Origin of the sequence: Tautonia rosea (assembly GCF_012958305.1) — a bacterium.
GTDB lineage: Bacteria > Planctomycetota > Planctomycetia > Isosphaerales > Isosphaeraceae > Tautonia > Tautonia rosea.
The window spans coordinates 1-1,234 of record NZ_JABBYO010000048.1 but is presented as its reverse complement, the minus strand read 5'-3'; the positions used below and the strand labels follow the sequence as shown (position 1 = coordinate 1,234).

The window sequence follows — 1,234 nt, the reverse complement described above, 5'->3', positions numbered from 1 at the left end:
ACCTGGTGACTCAAGAACGTTGCACAGCGGGGCGTGATACCCATTCGGACAAAGACCAGACATGATCGGTCAGTCCGGCCGCCATCGCCGGGCTCCGCTTCCGCGGGCCGCCCCGACCATCGACCACGGCCAGGGTCCGTACCGGCCAGCAGAAGTTGTAGCTATAGAGGCTCAAGTAGGTGACTGCCTCGTGATGACGCCAGTCCTTCGAGAAGCGGTACGTCTTGCGGGCCTTCCGCGCGTTGCGGTGGCGGTCCGTCCCATTCTGACGCTCGACGAACGCCGTGTTGATCGCCCGGCTGACCCGCGACAGCCCCAAGGCCATCAGCACCGCCGCCACCGCCCCGAAGACCACCCGCGTGCCGACCTCGACGACCCGGCCCCGCTCCCGTCGCTTCGCGACCACGGCGTAGTTCAGGCCCGGCGGGGCGACCTTGTACGGGGCCCTGGGACGGCCCGGCTTGCCGGTGCGGGGCGGGTCGACCGTCTCCCCATAGCAGTCGAGGATCGCCGTCTCGTAGGCCGCATAGGCGTCGCTGGTCATCAACCGCATCAGCCGCCCTCCGGTCCGGCGGCGGAACTGCTCGACCAATGCCTCGGTGTTCTCGATCGTCCGGGCCCCCGGAACGACGGCGACGACCAGGCGGTGCTCGGGATCGAAGGCCACGTGATCCCAGTAATCCCCCTTGTGATCATCGGCCGGGTCGGAGCGGTCGCAGTTCGCCTCCTTCTTGGCGACGAAGGCCCACTTCTCATCGAACTGGACCTCGGCCGTCAGGGGGGGAAAGGCCCACGAGTTCGTCGTGGGCGTCGTGGGCATGCCGCCCGGCCAGTCGGCTGTAGCGGGCGACGGTGTTGGGGGCCACCCGACAGAGTCGCCCGGTCTGTCGCACGCCGCAGCCCTCGGCGACGTGCTCCAGAACCGACTCGATCTTCTCCGGGGCGAGCCGGGCGTCGAACAGGGGCGTCCCCTTGCGTTCGGAGAAGCGGGACTTGCAGGTGCGGCAGCGGAGCATGCGGCGGGCCTTCCCGGGCCCGTAGCGGCCGGTCACGGTCAGGTTCCCGGCCCCCCGCTTGCCGTGGTCAGGGCAGTCGGAATTCAGGCAGCAGAAGTGAGACAGGTCGTCCATGGTGCCGGCCCGGTGGTGCGATCCTCATGGTGGATGCCGAGTTGCATCCCTTTCGAGGAATAGTCGATCAGGCTGGCATCGTGCAACACTATTAAGTCACCAGG

At 67.9% G+C, this 1,234-nt stretch carries 2 protein-coding genes; both read right to left on the bottom strand.

Going from position 1 to position 1,234, the window contains the following annotated elements; genetic code table 11:
• Positions 1-10 precede the first annotated feature (10 nt).
• The gene (locus HG800_RS26780) at positions 11-820 is read right to left on the bottom strand and encodes a hypothetical protein (RefSeq protein ID WP_206352492.1); all 810 of its coding nucleotides are present in this window, start codon (positions 818-820) and stop codon (positions 11-13) included.
• Positions 753-1,130 (bottom strand): IS1 family transposase, encoded by a 378-nt coding sequence (locus tag HG800_RS26775; RefSeq protein WP_206352491.1) that lies wholly within the window; start codon positions 1,128-1,130, stop codon positions 753-755. The genes HG800_RS26780 and HG800_RS26775 overlap by 68 nt, the downstream gene beginning before the upstream one ends.
• Positions 1,131-1,234: the final 104 nt, after the last annotated feature.